Origin of the sequence: Streptomyces sp. NPDC048278, from assembly GCF_040652195.1 — a bacterium.
GTDB lineage: Bacteria > Actinomycetota > Actinomycetes > Streptomycetales > Streptomycetaceae > Streptomyces.
The window spans coordinates 82,396-104,116 of sequence record NZ_JBEZLP010000030.1; the positions used below are offsets into that span (position 1 = coordinate 82,396).

Annotated in this window: 7 protein-coding genes; 5 read left to right on the forward strand and 2 right to left on the reverse strand. The window is 73.5% G+C overall.

Annotation, left to right across the window (positions count from 1 at the left end):
• The first annotated feature begins 148 nt into the window (after positions 1 to 148).
• From AB0D74_RS37680 to AB0D74_RS37690, 3 genes are all read left to right on the forward strand, one after another.
• Positions 149 to 721: a sigma-70 family RNA polymerase sigma factor gene (locus AB0D74_RS37680; protein WP_362597025.1), complete on the forward strand. Its 573-nt coding sequence runs from the start codon at positions 149 to 151 to the stop codon at positions 719 to 721.
• Positions 718 to 1,896, forward strand: coding sequence for a hypothetical protein (locus AB0D74_RS37685; RefSeq protein WP_362597028.1), 1,179 nt, complete (start codon positions 718 to 720; stop codon positions 1,894 to 1,896). Before AB0D74_RS37680 ends, AB0D74_RS37685 begins: the two co-directional genes overlap by 4 nt.
• 193 nt (positions 1,897 to 2,089) lie before the next feature.
• Complete coding sequence (locus AB0D74_RS37690) at positions 2,090 to 6,631, forward strand: FtsK/SpoIIIE domain-containing protein (RefSeq protein ID WP_362597031.1); 4,542 nt, start codon at positions 2,090 to 2,092, stop codon at positions 6,629 to 6,631.
• Between the two features lie 77 nt (positions 6,632 to 6,708).
• Here the strand turns inward: AB0D74_RS37690 and AB0D74_RS37695 are convergent, their stop codons facing one another.
• The gene (locus AB0D74_RS37695) at positions 6,709 to 7,020 is read right to left on the reverse strand and encodes a hypothetical protein (RefSeq protein ID WP_046730425.1); all 312 of its coding nucleotides are present in this window, start codon (positions 7,018 to 7,020) and stop codon (positions 6,709 to 6,711) included.
• A gap of 35 nt (positions 7,021 to 7,055) precedes the next feature.
• The gene (locus AB0D74_RS37700) at positions 7,056 to 7,871 is read right to left on the reverse strand and encodes a hypothetical protein (protein ID WP_362597034.1); all 816 of its coding nucleotides are present in this window, start codon (positions 7,869 to 7,871) and stop codon (positions 7,056 to 7,058) included.
• Positions 7,872 to 8,042: 171 nt separating this feature from the next.
• Here AB0D74_RS37700 and AB0D74_RS37705 point away from each other — a divergent pair, with 171 nt between their 5' ends.
• Entirely contained in the window at positions 8,043 to 19,139 is an 11,097-nt protein-coding gene (locus tag AB0D74_RS37705; protein WP_362597160.1) for a hypothetical protein, read from the forward strand.
• Positions 19,140 to 19,176: 37 nt separating this feature from the next.
• On the forward strand, positions 19,177 to 21,699 hold the full coding sequence (locus AB0D74_RS37710; protein ID WP_362597037.1) for a right-handed parallel beta-helix repeat-containing protein: 2,523 nt from the start codon (positions 19,177 to 19,179) through the stop codon (positions 21,697 to 21,699).
• Positions 21,700 to 21,721 lie beyond the last annotated feature (22 nt).

The window sequence follows — 21,721 nt, forward strand, 5'->3', positions numbered from 1 at the left end:
TGTGACAAATCTGTTAAGTACCGGACGGGTGCGACTTCGGGAACTGGCGTTATTCACGCTAGCGTTCGTGGCTGACGCGATGCTCAGTGACACAGAGCAACACGTCAGGACAGCACAACAACACCACCGACACCGGGAGGCGGAGGCCGTGAGCCTCGACCATGACCGCGCCGACAGCGCGGACCGGACGCTCGGCCTCCTTCTCGCGGAGCGCGACAGCCTGCGCCGCTTCGTGACCGGCATGATGGGGCGCGATCCCCACGGCGCGGAGGACGTCGTCCAGGAAACCCTGTTGCGGGCCTGGCAGTCGGCCGGCCGGCTGGACTGGCGGGACCGGCCCATCCGGATGTGGCTGTTCCGGGTGGCCCGCAACCTCGTGGTCGACGGCCGGCGCCGGGACCGGAGCATCCCGGTGGGGATCACGGCGGCGGACTTCGGCGGCGCCGCCCCCGCCCCGGTGCCCGACCACTCCGAACAGGTCGGTGACCGGCGGGTGCTGGTCTCCGCCCTGCGCACGCTCGCTCCCGCGCACCGGGAGGCCGTCGCCCGGGTCCATCTGCTGGGCCAGTCCGGTGCCGACGTGGCCCGCCAGCTCGGGCTGCCCCCGGGCACGGTCAAGTCCCGTACCCATCACGGCATCCGCGCGCTGCGCACGACCCTCGACGCACACGGCTGCCGCCCGGCCGGGACCGAGCATCTCCGGGGAGACACGACCTCATGACCTCCGACACCATCACCACCCTGCTCGGCCTCGTCGGCGTCCTGGTGCTCGTCCTCGCCGTCACGCACTGGCTGGTCCGGCGCGGCGGCGGCTGGAAGGCCCTGTGGCGCCGGCTCGGGCGCGAGATCGGCCTGACCGTGAGGGCGTTCACGGGCCCGGTCCGCACGGAGCTGCGCTACCGGCGCGGTCTGCGCCTGCTGGTGCGGCTGCTGCGCGACCCGGCCGTCTGGGCCGACGCCGAGCGGGCCACGGCGCTGGCCGCGGCCGTCCGGCCCGGGGTCCGGCCCTACGGCGTGCTGGCGGGCCCGGAGTGGATGGCCGTGCTGGTCGCGGCGGACGGCGACGCGCTGCGTCAGCCGCCGGAGCCCTGGGCGGCGGACGAGAGCGACCCGCGGCTGTGGTGGATCGACCGTGCCGACCTGACGGACGACGGCGTGGAGTCCGCCCTGCCGCTTCTGGTGTGCGTGGGGCACGCCATGGGCCACGCCGTGCTGCTCGACGTGCGTTCCGGTCCGCCCGCGCTCTCCGTGTACGGCCCGTCGCGCGCCGCCCGTTCGGCCCGCGCGGTGCTCCAGGCACTGGCCGCGCAGCTGGACGCCCGGCTGCCGGAGGGCCGGGTCGCCATCGCCGCCGGGGTGCACCCGCGGCACCCGGGGATGCCGGCCGCGGCGGCCGTCGGGCAGCCCGGCATCGAGGTCGCGGTCTGCGCCGACCCCTTGGAACACCCGCTGCCGTCCGGTGTCCGGCTGCTGAGCCTGGGCGTGGCCCGGGGCCGCACCCGGCTGCTGGAGATCGCCCCGGACGCGGTGCTCACGGTGCACGGCGCGCCCGCCGCGGCCCGGGTCGACGTGCTGCCGCTGTCGCGGGCCGTGGCCCGGACGCTGGCCGCGCTCCCGCCGGGCCCGGAACTCCCGCACGACGAGCCCGCGGGTCCGGCGGACGCCGTGTCCGCGGCCGACACCGACCTGCTGCCGGACGAGCCGGACCTCGACGCCGGCGCCGCCCCCGCCGCCGGGCCGACCGGGGTCTCCGCGACCCGGCCGGCCCCCGCGCCCGAGCCGGCCGCCGTTCCGGTGACCGTTCAGGCAGCGGCCCCCGCGAGCGACGACGACTTCGCGGAACCGAGCGCCTCCGAGGCGGCCGGGGTCTCCGCGACCTCGACGCAGGCACCGTGACGCGATGACGCCGTGACCGCCGAATCCGTCGGCGGTCGCATCCCGCAGCCGCCGAATCCGTCGGCGGTCGCGTCCCGCAGCCGCCGTAACCGTCGGCGGTCGTGTCCCGGAGCCGCCGTACCCGTCGGCGGGTGTGCCCCCCGACCGCCGTACCCGTCCCCTTCCCGTACGAACGAATGCCCGGCTGGGAGCCGTGAACCTCACCATCACCACCGTGGACGCCACGGACGGACAGCGCCGCGACCACCAGGTCCGGCTGCCCTCGAACGCCACCGTCGGCGATCTCGCCGCCGCCCTGAGCCAGGACGAGGCCGCCGCGGCCGGCGGCGCGGACTGGGCGGCGGCCGGTGCGCCGCGGGCCCGGAACCTCTACGCCGGTGACCACCGGCTCGATCCCGGCACGCCCGTGTCCGGCAGCGGGATCCGGGACGGCGGGCTGGTCGGGCTCGGCGGCCCGCCCCGCCCGGCCGACCTGGTCCGGGTCCAGGACGACGCCGACCCGGACGGGGTGCTCGCCGAGGTGCACCTCGTCTCCGGGCCCGGCGCCGGACGCACCTGGCGGCTCGGCCCCGGCAGCCACGAGATCGGCACCGACCCGCTGTGCGCCCTGCGCCTCGACGCCGCCGACGGCGTGCCGGAGAACGGGCTCTGGGTGACCGTCGGCGCGGACGGCACCGCGACCTGGCAGCGGATCGACAGCGACCCCGAGGCCGCCGTGCGGGCCCGGCTCGCCTCGCCGCCGCCCGACGACGCCATCACCCAGCTGCGCCGCCCCCGCCCGCAGCCGCCCCGCGAACGCCCGGCGGGGCCCGGCCCGGTGCCGTGGCCGGCCGGTGAGGACCTGACGGTGGGTCCGGTGCTGCTGCGGATGACCGGGCCGGTGGAGGCGGACGCGGCCGTCACCGCGTCCGCCGACGGCTACGGCGTGGACTACAACCGGCCGCCGCGGATCGCCCCGCACCTGGACGCCGAGCGGGTCCGGCTGCCGCAGCCGCCGTCGCCGCCGCAGAAGCGGCCGTTCCCGACCGTGATGATGATCTCCCCGATCGTCCTCGGCCTGTTCATGGTCAGCATCTTCAAGTCGTACTACTTCCTGGTGTTCCTGTTCCTCAGCCCGATGATGATGCTGTCGAACTGGGCGACCGGCCGCCGTGCGGCCCGCAAGCAGTTCCTGGAGTCGGAGGCGGCCTACGAGCGGCGCCGTGACGTCCTGGAGGAGCAGGTCCGGGACGCGGTGGTGGGCGAGCGGCGGGTGCGGGACAAGACCGGCCCGGACCCGGCGTCGGTGGCCCTGATCGCGACCGGTCCCGGCGGCCGGCTCTGGGAGCGGCGGCGCCGCGACCCGGACCATCTCGTGCTGCGCCTCGGCACGGTGGACCAGCCGTCGGTGCGGGAGCTGGAGGATCCGGCGCGGGACGAGAACCACCGCTCGATCCGCTGGAACATCCCCGACACGCCGATCGGTGTCGACATCACCGCGCACGGCGTGGTGGGCGTCGCGGGCCCGGCCGCCGAGGTGCAGCCGCTGGCCCGCTGGCTGGTGGCGCAGGCCGGTGTCCTGCACAGCCCGCGCGACCTGCGGATCGTCGTGCTGACCGAGCCGGACCGGGTCGCGGACTGGGCGTGGACGCGCTGGCTGCCGCATCTGCGGCCCGGCACGGCCGGCGGTCCCGTCGTGCTGATCGGCAACGACCCGGAGTCCACCGCCGCCCGGATCGGCGAACTGGTCTCCCAGGTGCAGGCGCGCCGCCGGCAGGCCGGCAACGAGCGGGACGTGGTCTTCACCGATCCCGACGTGCTGGTGATCGCGGACGGGGCGCGGCGGCTGCGCGACGTGCCCGGCATGGTCCAGGTGCTCAAGGAAGGGCCGCGGGTGCGGATCTTCAGCATCTGCCTGGACGAGCAGGAGCGGCTGCTGCCCGAGGAGAGCACGGGTGTCGTGCTCGCCGCCGACGGACGGCTGACCGTACGGCGGCCCGGTGCACCCGACCTGCCCGCGGTGCGCGCCGACCGGGTCTCCCCCGAGTGGTGCGAGCAACTGGCCCGCGCACTGGCCCCGATCCGGGACGTCAGCCCCGAGCACGACGCCGGACTGCCCCAACGGGTCCGCCTCCTGGACCTCCTGGACCAGGAGCCGCCCAACGCGCAGGCCCTGCTGGACCGCTGGCAGGCCGAACCCGCCTCCACGTCCTTCCTCATCGGCACCGGCTTCGACGGTCCGCTCTCCCTCGACCTGGTCCAGGACGGACCGCACGGCCTGGTCGCCGGTACGACGGGTTCCGGCAAGTCGGAGCTGCTCCAGACGTTCGTGGCCTCGCTGGCCGCCGCCAACCGGCCCGACGAACTCACCTTCGTGCTGGTCGACTACAAGGGCGGCAGCGCGTTCAAGGAGTGCGCCGGTCTGCCGCACACCCTCGGCATGGTCACCGACCTCGACGCCCACCTCGTGGAGCGGGCCCTTGAGTCGCTCGGTGCCGAACTGCGGCGCCGGGAGCAGGTGCTGGCCGCCGCCGACGCCAAGGACCACCCGGAGTACCGGGCCAAGCGGGCCGCCGATCCGTCGCTGGCCCCGCTGCCCCGACTGCTGCTGGTCATCGACGAGTTCGCCACCCTGGTCCGCGAAGTCCCGGACTTCGTGCCCGGGTTGATCAGCATCGCGCAGCGCGGCCGTTCGCTCGGCATCCACCTGATCCTGGCCACGCAGCGCCCGGCCGGTGTGGTCACCGGCGACATCCGCGCCAACACCAATCTGCGGATCGCGCTGCGGGTCACCGACATGACCGAGAGCCAGGACATCATCGACGTCAAGGACGCCGTCGACATCTCCTCCGGCACCCCCGGGCGGGCCCTGGTGCGGCGCGGCCCGAAGCAGGCCGACCCGTTCCAGACCGCCTGGGTGGGAGCCGAGCGGCCCCGGCAGACCCCGGCCGCCGCGGCCGGGCCGGAGGCCGGTCCCCGCACGCCGGTGCGCGCGGTGGACGTGGGCTGGGACGCGCTCGGCCGACCCGCCGAACTGCCCGCCGAGGCACGGACGGTGACGGTCGCCTCCGCGCAGGGCCCGGCCCCGACCGACCTCCAGGCGCTGGTCGAGGAGATCCGCACCGCGGCCGACCTGCTGGACGACTTCACCCCGCAGCCCAGCCCCTGGCTGCCCCCGCTCCGGCGCGAGCTGACCCTGGACGACCTGGACGAACTCGGCGCCACCCGCGAGGGCCGCCTGGTGATCCCGTACGCCCTGGAGGACGTGCCGCAGCTCCAGCAGCGCCGGGTGGCCGTGGCCGACCTCGCCACCTTCGGGCACCTGTACGTGATCGGCGCCCCGCGCTCGGGCCGTACCCAGGTGCTGCGGACCATCGCCGGGTCGGCGGCGCGCGCGGCGAGCACCGCCGACGTGCACATCTACGGCATCGACGCGGGCGGTGGCGGGCTCACCGCACTCGGTGCGCTGCCGCACTGCGGTGGCGTGGTCTCCCGGCACGACCTGGAGCGGCTGGGCCGGATGCTGCACCGCCTGAACCGGGAACTGACCGAGCGCCAGGACCTGGCGCAGACGCACAGCGCGACCGGCATCGCCGAGCTGCGCAAGCTGCTGCCGAAGGCCCAGCGGCCCGCGCACATCATGCTGTTCATCGACGGCTGGGACTCGCTCTCGGTCATCATCGACGAGCACGACCACGGCCAGCTGGTCCAGGAGGTGACCCGGCTCATCCGCGAGGGCGCCGCCGCCGGCATCCATGTCGTCGCCACCTCCGAACGCTCCCTGCTGGGCGGGCGGATGGCCGCGCACAACGACCACAAGCTGCTGCTGCGGCAGGGCGACCGCAGTGACTACCAGGCGGTCGGCATGATGCCGAACAAGATCCCGGCCGACATCCCGCCGGGCCGTGGCTGGCACGTCCTCAGCGGCACCGAGACCCAGGTGGCGCAGCTGGCGGCCGGCGGCGGCACCGAACAGGCCGAGGCGCTGCGGGCGATCGGCGAGAGTGCCCGCAAGCGGGACGCGCAGGTGCCGGACGCCCGGCGGCCGTTCCAGATCGCGGTGCTGCCGCGCTCGGTGGAGTTCGCCGAGGCCTACGAGAAGGTCGCGCAGGCCGACCGGCGGCCGATGTGGGGGCTGCTCGGCGTCGGCGGCGACGAGGGCGGCCCGGTCGGGACCGACCTGGCGGGTTCCGCCTCGGCGTTCGGGGTGTTCGGCCCGGCCGGGTCGGGCCGCAGCAACACCCTCGCCTCGATCGCGGTGTCCCTGCTGGCCGGCGGTACCTCGCTGGTCGTGCTCACCCCGCGCGAGTCGCCGCTGCGTTCCCTGGAGCGGCACGCCACGGCCACCGTGCTCACCGAGAACGACCCGTCGGCGGACACCGTGCAGGCGGCGCTCGACGCGCTGCCGGGGCCGAAGGTGGTGGTGGTCGACGACGCCGACCTGCTCACCGGCTCGGCGGCGGACAAGCTCCTCAAGGAGATCGCCGTCTCGGGCCGCGACCGGGGCCTGGGCCTCGTCTACGCGGCTTCGGCGGAGGGCTTCCAGAGCGGGATGAGCGGCTGGACGCTCGCGGCCCGCCGGGCACGGCGCGGTCTGCTCCTCGCGCCGAAGAACCTCACCGAGGGCGACCTGGTCGGCGTACGGCTGATGCCGAGCGTGGTCCGGGCGACCACGCACCCGGGCCGGGCGTGGACGGCCGGTCCGAACGGAGGGCTGCTGGCCCTCCAGGTGCCGCTCACCCCGCTGCGGTCCTGACCCCGCCCCATGGCACGGGAAGGGGCCTTCCCGGACTTCCCGGGAAGGCCCCTTCCCGCATGCGGGTGTTACGGGTGTTACGAGTTGTTCTGCAAGCTGCTGCTGATGCCCTGGTCGAACTGGATGGCGTTCTCCTTGATGCCGTTGAACATCTCGGAGAAGTCGTTGATGCCCTTCACGGCGGCCAGTAGGCTGGTGTCGAAGTTGTTGTAGGTCGTGCGGATGACCTCGCTGGACTGCTGGAAGACCATGCCGTCGTCGACGAGGGTGTTGACCCGGTTGCGCAAGTTGCTGAGCACCGGCAGCAGGTTCTCGTGGGCGTCGTGCAGCAGGCTCACGACCTCCTCGATCTTGTGGTAGTCGAGGTTGATGCCGTTGTAGCTGGCCATGGGGTTCCTGTCCGTTCCTGTTGGGTCGTCAGTCGTCAGTCGTCGTCATCGGTGGTGCCACCCACCTGCTGCCAGTCCGGCTGGTTGCCGTTGGCGTCCTTGGGGCCACGGGTGTACTGGGTGGTGTCGCCGTCGCTGCCGGTGGTCACCATCGTGCCGCTGCCGTCGGAGTTGAGGTTGGTCTCCGAGTGCACGGTGCTGCCGTCCGGGTACGAGGTGTCCGTGGTGTAGTGGTTGCCGTCGCTGGAGTAGTTGGTGACCGAGGTGTACGTCTTGCCGTCGTAGGTGACGGTGGACTCCTCCTTGATCACGTGGTGCTGGTCGTCGAGCGTGAGGTGCGTGTGCACGCTGCCGCGGTCGGTGGTGATCGTCTGGTCCAGCGGCGGGTCACCGGGGTCGGTGGCGGAGCAGAAGTCCGGCATCGTGCCGTCAGGGCCCGGCACGCACTGGTCGAGGTGGGACTGCTTGTAGTCCCACAGCTCCTTGTCCCGGAAGTAGTTCTGCAGGCCCAGGTTGCTGCCCGTGATGCCCATGCCCTGGGCGAGTTCGGAGTCGAACGACAGGAACGCCTCGCCCACCGAGCCGAAGGCGCCCGCCAGTTCCTTGAGGCCCTTGTCCGCATGGGACATGGTGCTGCTGGCGTTGGAGTAGAAGCCCGAGAGCGCGTCGGCCAGGGACTGGTCGCCGAGGACCGTCAGGGCCTCGCCCGAGGTGTATCCGTCGTAGTCCGTCTGGCCCAGCCGGGAGAACGTGCTGTTGTCGAGGAGCGGACCGATGTCGCCGGCCAGGTTCTCCAGGTCCCGTTTGGCGTCGTTGAGCACGTTGTATTCGATTTTCAGGCCATCGGCCATGCGTGGGCCTCCCAGTCGTGACTCCGGTCAGTTGGACCACGCCGCACCCGCCCCGCCGGTTCACCCGGTACGGCGGCTGTAACCCAGGTCACGTGAACCGCGGTGGTCGCTCTGGCGTGGTCAGGTGGGGAGTGACCGCCCCGAGCCCCGCAGCTTCCGGGAGGAACCCGTATGCCACGCCCGACCGACTGGAACGCGATCGGGCTGGACAGCGATCCCACGCCGGGCGAGCCCGACCAGATCCGGACGCTGTCCACCGAGCTCAACCACCTGGGTTCCGAGGCCCGCCGCATCAGCACGGCGATCGACGCGGTGATGAACACCGCCGGTGACAGCGTCTTCGTCGGCGAGGCCGCGGACGCTCTGCGCGGCAAGGTCAACGACCGGTTGCGCGGGCACATCGAGGACGTCGCGCAGTCCTTCGAGAGCGCGGCGACGGCGCTGAGCACCTGGGCGGACAAGCTGGTCGACCTCCAGTCCCGGGCCGACGGCGCGCTCAACTCGGGCCGCGGTCTCTCCGAGGACGACCCGGACCGGGAGACCTACGCCTCCACGGCCCGGCAGGCCGGCACCGAGCACGGCGAGGGTGCCTCCGCCGCGGCGGGCAGCATCTCGGGTGTCTCCGACATCCAGCTGCCGATCTCCGAGTGCCAGATCTTCTGGGAGGCGTTCCAGTGGCTGGCGATCATCCTGATCATTCCGGCCCTGATCTTCGGCGGCCCGATCGCGCTGCTCGCCCTCGGCGTCAACCTGACCCTCTTCATCAAGACGATCGTCGACTTCGCCAACGGCAACGCGAGCTTCCTCGACCTCTTCCTCGCCGGACTGGGCATCCTGGCGCCCACCACGAAGGCGCTGCCGATCTTCCAGATCATCAAGGGCGTCGCGACGAGCGCGTTCGCCAAGGGCTTCGCCAACATCGCCCGGGGCACGTTCCAGGCCCTGCGCAACCTGTTCACCAACGGCTTCCGCCCCACCACCCTGCTGCTCGGCCTCAAGGACCTGGTGCGGCTCGGCAGCACCTGGGTCTACAAGGGCGGCCTGTGGGTGCTGGACGGCATCCACAACCTGCCCAACATCATCAGCCACGGGGTCGACTCCCTCAGCCTGACGGTCGTGCAGGGCTTCAAGGCGATCCCCGGATTCGTGCGCGGACTGCCCGAGACGCTCTCCCGGGGCTGGCAGACCACCAAGGAGTGGGTGGGCCAGGAGTTCGGCGGCACCAAGTGGCTGCGGATCCTCCTGCCGGTGGACGCGGCGGAGATCGGCGAGTACGGCTTCGCGCGCGCCCTGCGGATCAGCCTCTTCGACCGCGGTGTGCTCGGCCGGCACGTCTTCGGCGCCCCGATCACCAGCGGCATCGGCCGTACGATCAGCTCGGTCCCGGTCGACCCGCGCACCGTCGACGCCCTGGTCGACATGCCCCGCATCCAGCTGAACGAGGTGCGGTTCGGGGCGGGTTCGGGGCAGAGCAGCATCCGCAACCTGGATCTGAACATCCCGAGCACGCACCTCGACGTCACCTCCACCCTGCGTCCGCCGTCGCTGAACCTCGGTGACGTCGGCGCGATCGCCCACCGCGGCAACTTCGGCGTCCACGCGGCGCGCACGGTGGACGCGCTGGTCGACATGCCCCATGTGCAGCTGGGCAACGTGCGCGTGGAGAACTTCGGGGCGCTGGGCGGCCATGCGGAGCTGGGTGTGAGTGCCGGCGCCACGCCGACGATCACCACCGCGTCCGGCCTGCACGTGCCCGCCTCGGCCGGTGTCCCGGGCGCCACCCACGGCATCACCGGCACGCCGGTCACCGCCGTCTCCGGGGGCGCCCACACCACACTCACCGGGCTGCCCCCGACGCCGGCGAACCTCACCTCGCACGCGGACGTGCTGCTGCCGGGCGGCGCGCACAACGCCACCCAGGTGCCGGGCAGCACCGTGCTCACCGGCACCCACTCCGCACCGCCGCCGGTCGCGGCCACACTCGGCGACCTGCCGACCGCCAACCCGACCGCGGGCACCCTGCACTCCGCGTTCACCGGCACCCCGGGCGTGGGCGCGGTCCACGCCCCCGGCACCCCCGGCATCGGCGCCGCCCACACCACGCTGACCGGCACGCCGGGCACCGGCATCGCCCACACCGCGCTCGACTCGGCCCCGGCGCCCGGCGCCCCGCACGACGTGACGGCGCCGCACAGCCTGCTCACCGGCCCCACGACCGTCGCCCACCCCTCACCGACCGGCCTCGGGCACGGCGGGCCGGGCCATGTCGACACCGGGGTCTCGGCCTTCGACCTGCTCGCCGGCACCCGCCACAACACCCCGCACTCCCCCGTGGCACCCGGCACCGGCAATGCCCTCGCCGACCGCACCACCAGCGCCCTGCACGCCAACCAGACCCGCCTCCACCTCGACGAACTCCTCCACCAGCCGGGCTCCCCGCGCCCCGGCGGCCCGGCGGAGCGGCTGCCGCACGGCTCGCCGTCCCCGGCCCCGGGGACACCGGACCGGCTCACGATCACGCCGGCCTCCCCGGACCGGCTGACGACGAGCCCGGCGAACCCGATCACCTCCGACCGGCTCACCGTCGACGCGGGCCTCCACGAGCCGGCTCCCGCACCCGTCGGCGGCTCGGGGCGCCCGGGCACCGGCGGCGACCACGGCCGCTCGGCCCTCGACCTCGTCGACACCGGCCGCAGCGCCCGCACCACCGACGGCCCCGCCTTCGCCGGCGCGCCCGCCCGCACCGACGCCGACAAGGGCCTGGCCGGCTCGGCCTCGGGCGACAAGTACAGGCTGCAGTTCGACGAATCCGCGCTGGGCCACGCCGGGAACGACGTCGACGGGGTCAAGGTCGTCACCGACAGGACGAGCGCCCCCTACCGGCACGGGGCGAGCGTCGACTTCGTGGACTCGGTCGAGAAGCAGGGCTTCACGATCGACATGCCGTCCGGCTCCGCCGGCCACGGCGGCGACGCCTTCGACGCAGCGCCCGCCGCGGCCCACTCCGACGGCTTCGACGGGCTCCTGAAGGACCCCGACGTCGTCCGGGTGCCCGGCGACCGTCAACTCTCGGTCGAGGCCCCGCGCGGCGGCACGCCCGAACTCCACGGCGACGCGGTCGGCTCCCTGCCGACGCCGACGTCCTGGGACAAGGACCTGCCGGGGCGGGGACCGCGGCTCACCCCGGCCCAGATCGAGGAGGCGTGGTTCCGGGACGGGCAGCGTGTCGACGCCTTGTTCGGCCACGTGGACGACCCGCTGCGGCAGGCCCGCCGCGAGGCCTGGCGGGACCACGTCCAGGCGCGCTACGACCTGGGCCGGGCCGAGGACCTGCTGCCGCACAACGGCCACGCGGGCAGCTCCGATGGCCCGACCGCCCCCGAGATCCACGCCCGCGAGAACGTCGACACCGCCCGGCAGCAGTACGACGCCACCCACGGCCGGCTGGACGAGCTCGGCATCGACCCGGTACGGCTGGAGGCCCAGCTCTCCGACCTGCGCCGGCTCAGCCTGAAGGAGCGGCCCCGCGCGCTCGGCGGCACGGCCCTGCCCGCCGACGACGTCACTCCCCCGCCCGCCCACTCCGCTCCGGCCCTCCACAGCGAGACGGAGGCGGCCACCCCGCTGACGCCTCCGCAACAGCTGTCCAGGTCTCTCGGCGAGCACGCCGAGGCCCAGCGCGGCGTGCAGCAGGCCGAGAGCAACCTCGCCAACGCCGGCGCCAACCAGCGCCCGGCCATGCAGGCGGCCCTGGACAAGGCGAACGACGAGGCGTCCCGGATCGCGGTCCGCCTGGACGAGGACATGACGCAGGCGCTGACCGACGGCCGGCTCTCCCAGCGCGACCTCAACCTGCTGGTCGACCAGTTCGCCGGCGCCGGTGAGATCCAGCGGGCCCTGCGGTTCCAGGAACACGCCCTGGGTCTGGACGCCCAGGCCCGGCACGCACCCGAGACCGCCGGCGCGGACCACTTCATCAGGACCGGCAAGGAGATCGAGCAGCAGTCACTCGAACTGCGCGGGCTCACCCAGCGGTTGGAGAACCTGGTCAGGTCGGGCAAGAAGACCCCGCTGGAACTCCAGGGCCTCGCCCGGACCCTGGACAAGGCGGCCGGCGACCTCGACGCCTCCCTCAAGGGTTTCGTCAAGGACGCCGCCGAGCTGGGCGGTGTCTACACCCTCCGCAACGAGCACGCCCCCGTCTCCACCGTGGCCCACGAGCTCGCCAGGAAGGTCGACGACGCCGTCAAGGCCGCGCGGCCCGGCGACGCCATCGCCCTGAAGGGCTTCCACGGCACGGAGTTCTCGATCTCCCGCCTCCAGCACGACATGCCGGAGGTCGCCCGCCACCTCCGCAGCAACAAGGCGTACGCCGAGGTGCCCACCGGAAACCAGTGGAAGGCCGAACTGCCCGGTTCGCGGGAGCAGTGGCAGAAGGCCTTCCCCGAGTTCGAGGACTTCGAGAAGCTCTCCGACGCGCAGAAGACGCATTTCGTGCAGGAGCTGTCCGAACGCAACATCACGCAGTTGCGCCAGGACGTCCGCGAGGTGCTGGACAGCCTGCCGCAGGCGGAGCGCGCCCAGTTCGAGAAGCTGCTGACCAGCCTGGAGAACCTGCCCTACCGCATCAAGCACGCGACGCCCGCCTACCACGCCATCGCCAACAGCGGTGTGATGTCCTCGCAGGGCGACCTGACCCGACGGGGCATCAGGTTCCTTGCCTCCGGCAAGAGTTCGGGGAAGAACACCTCCAACCTCGGCAACGACGACTTCGTCTTCTTCCGGATGGAGGCCGGCGACAAGCCGATGGCGACCCGGTACGGGCCGACCACCCTCGTCTTCGACGCCAAGGTGCTTGAGGAGCGGAGCGGTTGGGTGTCGCTGCACGACCAGCTGCACCCGCTGGACCGCGAGGCGATGCGTGACCTGAAGTTCGGCGACGACACCGTCCGCAGCGCCAAGTACGACGACGGTTTCGAGGAGATGGGCAAGCGGGCCCGCTGGACGTACGAGTATCCGGGCGGCGGCGGGTCCCGCACGGTCTCCTTCGACCAGGAGGTCTTCCACGGCGCGCACGTCCAGGAGGCGCTCGCCCTGTCCGTGGTGCGCGAGGTGCACCGGATCGGCGGCGGGTTCAAGGACGACGTCCTCAAGCTCGTCCAGGGTCCGGCCGACGTGGAGAAGATGGGCGCGGTCGTCTCCAAGCTGTACCGGCCCGAGGCCAAGTTCGGTTCCGGGCTGCCGATCAACCCGTTCTCCAGCCAGGTCGAATCCCGGTGGCCGAAGCCGCTCCAGGTCCACGACATGGAGGGCGACGGACGCTATCTCGCCGACGGCACGGTGGACCCGGCCGCACGGGCCGCGGGCAAGGCGTTCGACGAGGCGTCCGACAAGGTGCGCCAGGCCGACAACGCCGTCGTCAGCGGCAACAGGAAGGCGCAGCGCTACAACCTCAACAAGGCGCAGCCCCTGGCCGAACAGGCGGTCAAGCTGACGCAGGAGTTCCACGACATCGCCCAGGGCGCCCGCAAGGACATGGCGAAGGGGCTGCTCGACGAGCGGACGAAACTCCTCGACGACATCAACGGTCGTATCGGCGCCCTCAAGGGCCAGCCCGACACCGACGCGGTGAAGGCACAGCCCAGGCCGGGCCGGAACCAGGGCGCCGGGACCGGGACCTCCTCGTCGACCGCCGCGGTGGACGGCCCCCACCTGAACACGCTTCCGCGGGCGGCCGAGGACGCGCTCAACGGGGTGACGGGGATCACCGACCACATGCGGAAGATGATCCGGGCGCTCGCCAACTCCGACGGCTTCCGGGCCCTGCCGGACTCCAAGGTCGGCGCGCAGACCACGGCGGCCGTGGACCTGGGCAGGACCGCCTTCGGCAAGGCGTTCAAGAACCTGGCCGGCGAGGGGCTGGTCCGCGGTGACACCGACGGCCTCCACCTCACGGACAAGGGCCGCGCGCTGTTCCTGCCGCCGGGCACGGAGACCAGGGCGGCGCCGCCGTCCGTGTCCGGTGCGACGGACGTCCACACGGCCCCGGCCCACGACCCGGCCACCGCCTTCCCGGCACCGCACGACCCGGCCATCACCTTCCCGGCACCGCACGACCTCGACACCGCCTCGCCGGCGCCGCACCACGCCGGTACGGACACCCCCGCCACCGGCGCGGACCGGTCCGTGCAGGCCCAGCGGCAGAACGACGCCCTGAGTCTGCTGGACGGCACCCCACCGCCGTTCCGGGGTACCGGCGACACCGCCCGCCGCCCCGGGGAGACCCCGTGGGCGCAGGATTCGGCGCGGTTCGACGAGCTGCTGGGCGGTGACGGCCGGCCGTTCCGCGAGGCCTGGGTCGAGCTGTCGTCCGCCCGGGTCGAACTGAACCGGGTCGAGGACCTGCGCGGCGCGCCGGGCGGAGCCAGTACCTCACAGGGTGTCAGCGAGTTCGACGTGCAGCTGAACCACGAGCTGGTCTCCGCCCGGGAACGGTTCCGCACCGCCTACACGAACCTCGAGGATCTCGGTGTCCGGCCGACCGAGATCGAGGCCCGGATCAGCGAGATCGAGAGGGACGCCACCCGCCGGGGCGCGACGCTCGGCGCGGGAAAGGACGACACGCTGCCCGACACCGCCCCGCCCGCGGTCGACCACATCGCTCTGAACAACTCGGGTGTGAGCGGGCCGAACGGCCTGACGATCGAGCGCAGCGTGGGCCAGGACAACGCGGTGACGCTGCGGATGGTCGACCAGCACCTGCACCCGGACCCGACGCACACGGTCGTCGCCCGGCAGGGCGGCGGTTTCGACGTCCGGAACACGCAGTCGGACACCGTCGAGACCTACACCGCGAACGGCGACCGGACCGGCTACGAGATGCCGCTGCACGGGGCGGACGGCCGGCCGACCGGGCTGCGCCTGCACACGGACATCAACGGCCACGGTACGCGCGGGGCGCTGACCGTGAACGGCCCCGGAGCGGACCGGCTGACCGCGTTCCCGCTGCCCGGCGACGCCACCCGGATCACCCGTCTCGACACCGGCGTCACCCGGCGCGTGGACGCGCAGGGCCTCCATCTCGACGAGGGCGTCCAGCTCACCGGCCGGGACGGCGTCCCCACCGGGACCGACCGGGTGCGGGTCGCCGACGGCGCCGACGTCCATGTCACCGATCTCGCGGGCGACCGGCTGGACCTGCGGGTACAGGATCTCGGCGACGGGAACGGCGTCAGGGTCACCGACGAGACGACCGGGGTGTCCGTACGCCACGACGGCCAGGGCCGCCTCCAGGAGACCGGTGTCGCGCTGACCGATCCGCGGGGCACGCGCGGGGAGCGGTTCCTGGCCGACGACGGCACGGGCCGCTTCACGCTGACCGACCCGTCCGGTGCCCGGCAGCCCCAGACGGTCACCGCCCTGCCCGACGGCGCCGGCTTCCGGGTGACCGACGGGACGAGCGGTGCCACCAGCAGGTTCACGGCCGACGGCCGCTACCGGGACACCGGCCTCGCGCTGTTCGACCCGGCGGCGAACACGCGCGGCGGCCGGATCGTCGTACCGGACGGCACGGGCGGTCACCGTCTCACCGACACGGCGGGGCAGCCGCTGCCCGAGCGGGTGATCGCGGTCGACGGCAACCGGCCGCGCACGATCGACGACGTCACCGGCGAGTCCGTGCTGTACGACGTCCAGGGCCGCCCGACGGGCACCTCGACCGCGCTGGCCGACCCGGCCGGCGGACCGCGCGGCGCCCGGTTCGCCGAGCCCGACGGCGCCGGCGGCCTCCGTCTCACCGACGCCGACGGCAACCGGCTGCCCGACACCGTCACCGCGCTGGCGGACAACGGCGGTTTCCGCACGGTCCACGACACCGGTCACCGCACCTTCGCGCCCAACGGCGACCTCGCGGGCGACGGGCTGCGGCTGACCGGACGGGACGGTGCACCGGCCGGGCATCTCGACCGGCCGCTCGCAGGGGCACCGCACTGGCTGGACGACACCTTCGCACCGGACCCGGCGCGGGCGGTCGCCCTCGACCCGGCCGGCCGCATCGAGATCGCCCGCCCCGGCGGCGGCAACCAGGTCTTCGACCAGAACACCGGACGGTTCGTCCAGGAGACGGTCCCGCTGCCCGACGGCGGTCGTCGGACCACCCTGGCCGACGGGACGTTCACCCGGTACGACGGCCAGGGCGCCGTCACGGCCACCGGCACCCCGCTGCCCGTGGGCCACGGCGGACGCCACCTCGTGGTGGAACCGCCGACCGCGCAGCACCCCGGCGCCTGGCTGGAGGACGCGGCGGGCGGCCGGCTCGCGCACTGGGACGCCGTCCGGCGGCCCGACGGCACCACCCGGATCGTGTTCGCCGACCGGACCAGCCCGCGGCACGGCGAGTTCGTGCACCTGGCCGCCGACGGCAGCGTGGCCCGGCAGGGCTTCAACGTGCTCGACAACGGGCGGCCGACGCAGTACCGGTACGTCGTCGACCACGCCACGAACACCTGGGAGCGGACCACCAGGTCCGGTGCGCCGGTGGCGGCCGGCTCCTTCCAGCACGGCACCGCCGACCTGTCCGGCGCCGCGGGCGGCCACGTCAGGCTGCTCAGCTCGACCAAGAAGCAGGTCCCGGTCTTCGAGCGCCGGGTGCTGCCCGGTGCCTCGGGAGGTGCGGTCGACTCCTTCCGGCGGACCGACACGATCGACTTCGCCCGCACCAACCCCCGTACCCACTGGGTGCGCTGGGACGACACCGGCACTCCGGTCGGCACGGGCAGCCGGCGCTACGACACGGCGGGCACCGGCTGGCGCGACACCGACGGCTGGGGCCGCACGGTGCGCGAGTACCGCGACGGGCTCCAGAAGTTCAACGGCCGCACCGGCCACACCCTGGGCGTGAACGACGGCAACGGGGCCTGGACCTGGCACCGTTACGACGGCGACGGCCGGGTGATCGCCTCGGGCCCGCGGACCCGGGAGCACATCGGGAGCGGCTGGACCGACCGCACCGCGGACGGCCGGATCGCCCAGCGGCAGTGGGGCATGGCCGAATGGCCCGAGCGGGCCGGCCAGTACCAGGAACACGCCGTGAACCCGGCCGACGGCTCCCTCCGGGCCACCTGGGAGCGGCACTCCCCGCACGGCAAGGAGGTCGGCAGGCACGAGGTGTTCGGCGACGGCTTCCTGACCACCGACCGCTGGCGCGAGCAGCGCCCGCCCACTCTGATCCGCACCCGCTGGCTGGCCGGCGCGGAGCACGTCCGGCCGCCGTACGCCCATGTCCGGGGCGACGACACCTACCAGTTGTTCACCTGGACGAAGGAGGCGGGCGACGGCGCCACGAGCTCCGGGGTGCGGTACGTCGGCATGGACGGCAGCGCCCTGGACCTGGCGGCCGACGGCACCTTCGCGCGGTTCAGCGGCAAGCTGCACGACGGCACCTCCCTGAAGGTCGGCGACCACGCGGCGCGCCCCGGCCACGCCCCGGCCGATCCGGCCGCCCACCCCTGGCAGGCCGGCAACCTCAGGGGCTACCGCGAACCGCTCGCGAACGACCCGCAGGGCAGGCTCTGGCAGGACGTCCACCAGGACGCCGGCGGCGTCACCCGAACCGCCCGCGAGGGCCGTCCGAACGGGGTCGTGCGAGAGTTCACCGGTGACCGCACCTGGGTGGACCGGGATCCGCACGGCAACCTCGTCGGGCAGAGCCACGCCAACCCGGACGGCACGGCCGGGCGGGTGGTCGAGGGCTCCGGCCGCGCCGACTCGGGCCGCTGGACCTGGCGTGAGCTGGACGCCCAGGGCGCCGAACTCGGCAGCGGGCGGCGGGAGTTCTTCCGTGGCTCGAACGACTCGCGGCTGCCCTGGGACGACTCCTACCGGGACTACGACGGCAACGGGAACCTGGTCCGCGAGCGCCGGATGCTGGACTCCGGCCGGTACGTCGACGCCTGGCGGGACAACCAGGGCGACTGGCGCGTCAGTGCCCACGAACGCAACGGCACGCCCGTCGCCGTGGGCAACGGCGAGCAGGTCCGCCGCTGGTGGAACGGCCGTGCCTGGCAGGACCGGTGGACCGACGGCGCCCGGTACTTCCGGGACGAGCTGCGGGTGCCCGGCCAGGGCGCGCCGACCGTGCTGCGCGAGACCCCGCTGCACAACGGCGGTCCCCTGCGGGTCCGGGCGTACAGCACGACCGTCACGCCGAACACCCCGGCCGGCTCGGTCTGGAAGGAGTTCGACCACGGCAGCGTGGTGCGGGAGCGCAAGGCGGACGGCGGCGGGTTCCTGGAGACCGACGCGTGGCGCGGCCAGTGGAACCGCTACAGCAGGAACGGCGACCTGATCGGCCAGCGCACCGACAACGGCCTGGTGTTCGAGCGGGACACGTTCAACACATGGCGGCTGGTCGGCAACGAGTACGACTTCCGCGGCGCGCTGACCGAGATCCGCGGCTGGGGCCGTACCACCCGTGAGGCCCAGCGCATGCCGTGGTCCGGCACGGTGCTGCCGGACGGCGACGCGGCGCTGCGCGAGGCGCGGTACGAGCCGTACTGGCAGTCGGTGGCGAAGAAGGCGGCGCTGGAGTTCGGCCAGGAGTTCATCCTGGAGTTCGGCGCGAACCTCGCCGTCAACGGGATCGTGGCCGCCGTCCAGAACAAGCCGTTCACCGGCAAGGACGCGCTCAAGTCGTTCGCCAACGCGGCGGTCGGCGCGAGCATCAAGACCGGTCTGAGCACCACTGTGCACGAGAACCGGGCCCTCGGGTTCGAGAAGCTCGGCCAGTTCAAGGCGGGCATCGCCAACATCGACGGCGGCAAGCCGTGGACCCGCCGTCCGCTCAACCACGACAAGACGTGGGTCAACGAGTGGGCGGGCAACGAGACGCCGACCCGCTGGCGGGGCGGTATGTACGACTTCTCGTTCGGTGTCCTGAGCAGTGCGCTGTCCGGCTGGGTCAACGGCAGCATGAACGCGGCCGTGTGGGGCGTGACCAACGCGGACGGGCAGACCGTGAAGCTGCACGGCGGCGACGCGGTCTGGGAGGGCGGGATCAACGCCGCCGCCTCGGTCACCACGGCGGCCACCACCGGCCTGGTCAAGAACGTGTTCGTGATGAGCGCGGGCAGCCGGCTCTTCCACCGCCAGGGCTTCGCGGACTTCTGGATCCAGCTACCCTTCAAGATCTTCGAGAAGACGATCCAGTCGCTGTACCTGACCAGTACGTATCGTGCGAGCATCAACCCGACGTACTACCAGGCACCGTGACCGGGCAGCGGCGCGCACCGAGGACTGAGGAACGCAGATGACCACCCGTCACACCGTGGCGCCCAAGGGGCAGGGCGGCCGGGGCGCCTACCGGACCATCGGCGAGGCGATACGCGCCGCCTCGCCCGGCGATCTGGTGGTGATCGCCCCCGGCACCTGGACCGAGAACCTGGTCCTGGACCGCGCGGTCGTGCTCACGGCCGAGCACGGCCGGGGCAGCGTGGTGATCGCGGCGCCGCCCGGTGAGGTGCCCGCGGTGAGCGTGGACGGGCCGGACTGCGCCCTGCACAACATCACGGTGTGGGGCTCGGACGCGGGCCTGCCCGCGGTGAGCGTGTCGCCGGGGGCCGGGCTGGTCCTGGAGGAGTGCTCGGTGGAAGGCGGCCGGGTCCAGGTGAAGGGCCCGGAGGACGAGGAGGGCGGCACGACCGCCGTCGTGCTGCGCCGCTGCCGTCTGGAGGGGGCCAGGCTGGCCGGCCTGCACCTGGCGGGCGGTGTCCGGGCCCGCCTGGAGGACACGGCGGTGACCGGCGTCGACGGTACGGGGGTGGTGCTGTCCGGCACCGCGAGCCTGGACGCCGTACGGCTGCGGCTGGAGCGCACGACCGGGTCCGGGGTGCGGCTGCGCGGCCGGTCCCGGCTGCGGCTGACCGACTCGGTGCTGGCCGGCAGCGGCCGGGCGGGGCTGCTCCTGGAGGACTCGACGGAGGCGACGGCCGGGGAGTCGCGGATCGAGACGCCCGGGGCGGCGGGCGTGCATCTGACCGGTTCGGCGCGGGCCGAGCTGACCGACTGCCGGATCCGGGCCGCCGCCGCCAGCGGGCTGGTCGTACAGGAGACCGCGCGGCTCAGCGCCTCGGGATGTTCGGTGGCCGACGCGGGGGCCAACGGGCTCCTGGTGACGGGCTCGGCCGAGGCCGACCTGGCCGACTGCCGGATCGACCGCAGCACCTTCAGCGCGGTGCACCTGGCCGGTACGGCCGTCGGGCGGCTCGCCGACTGCCGGGTGCGGGGCGGCTCCGAGCACGGGGTGCACGCCACGGGCGAGGCCCGGATCGAGCTGACCGACTGCGGGATCACCGACGTCGCCATGACCGGGGTCAGTGTCCTGGAGCGGGCGGTGGCCACGCTCACCGGCTGCCGGGTCGCCGGGTCCACCGCCGGGATCGGCATCGGCTCCGCGGCCGGCAGCGCGGTCGCGGACACCACCGTGACCGGGACGAAGGAGATCGGCGTGCAGGTCGCCAAGGGCGCCGCCGTCTCCCTCGCCGGGATCCGGATCAGCGGCGCGGGGGCGGCCGGTCTGGTGGTCGACGAGGGCGCCGAGGCGACGGTGGCGGGCGGCCGGGTGGAGGACTGCGCGGGCTCCGGCGCCGTCGTGTGGACCGGTGCCAGGCCGGAGGTGACCGGGCTGCACATCGACCGGCCGGGCAAGAACGGGGTGTTCCTGGCCGAGGGCGCGGGCGGCACGTTCACCGCGGTCGAGGTCACCCGGGCGGGTTTCCCGGCCCTGCATGTCGCCAAGGGCGCCGACCCGGTCTTCCGGCACTGCCGGATCCGGGACTGCGCGGAGGCGCTGGGCACCGACGAGGGCGCCGAGCCGGTCCTGGAGGACTGCACGGCCGACGGCACCCCGCTGACCTTCGGCACCCCGGCCGCGACCCCGGCCGGCGGCAGGCCGGGGGCCACCTCCTCCCCGTCTTCCGCCGCCAGGAACGGGGACGACTCCGACGAGCCGGAGGAGGAGAACCTGGAGGACCTGCTCGGCGAACTCCACGAACTGGTCGGCCTGGACCGCGTGAAGCAGGACGTCGGCTCCCTGGTGAAGCTGATGCAGACGGTCCGCCGCCGCGAGGAGGCCGGGCTGCCGGCCCCGCCGCTCAGCCGCCACCTGGTCTTCGCCGGCAACCCCGGCACCGGCAAGACCACGGTCGCCCGCCTCTACGGCCGCCTCCTCAAGGCACTCGGCCTGCTCCGCCGGGGCCATCTCATCGAGGTCGACCGGACCGCGCTCGTCGGCGAGTACGTCGGCCACACCGGCCCGAAGACCACCGCCGCCTTCACCCGGGCGCTCGGCGGTGTGCTCTTCATCGACGAGGCCTACTCCCTGGCCCCGGCCTTCGCGGGCAACGACTTCGGCACCGAGGCGGTGGCGACCCTGGTGAAGCTGATGGAGGACCACCGCGACGACGTGGTCGTCATCGCCGCCGGCTACCCCGGCGACATGCACCGCTTCATCGGCTCCAACCCCGGCCTGGCCTCCCGGTTCGGCCGCACGCTGCTCTTCGAGGACTACGAGCCGGGCGAGCTGGTGTCGATCGTCGAGTTCCAGGCGGGGCAGCACCGCTACGAGCTCACCCCCACGGCCCGTACCGAGCTGTTCTCGCTCTTCCGGACGATGCCCCGGGGCGAGGGGTTCGGCAACGGCCGCTCGGCCCGCCAGATCTTCCAGGAGATGACCGAGCGCCAGGCCCAGCGCGTCGCCGAGCTCACCGCCCCGACCGCGGAACAGCTGATCAGCCTGGAGGCGCACGACCTGCCCCACCCGGCCGCACGCTGACGGCACGCTTCGTTCCGTACAA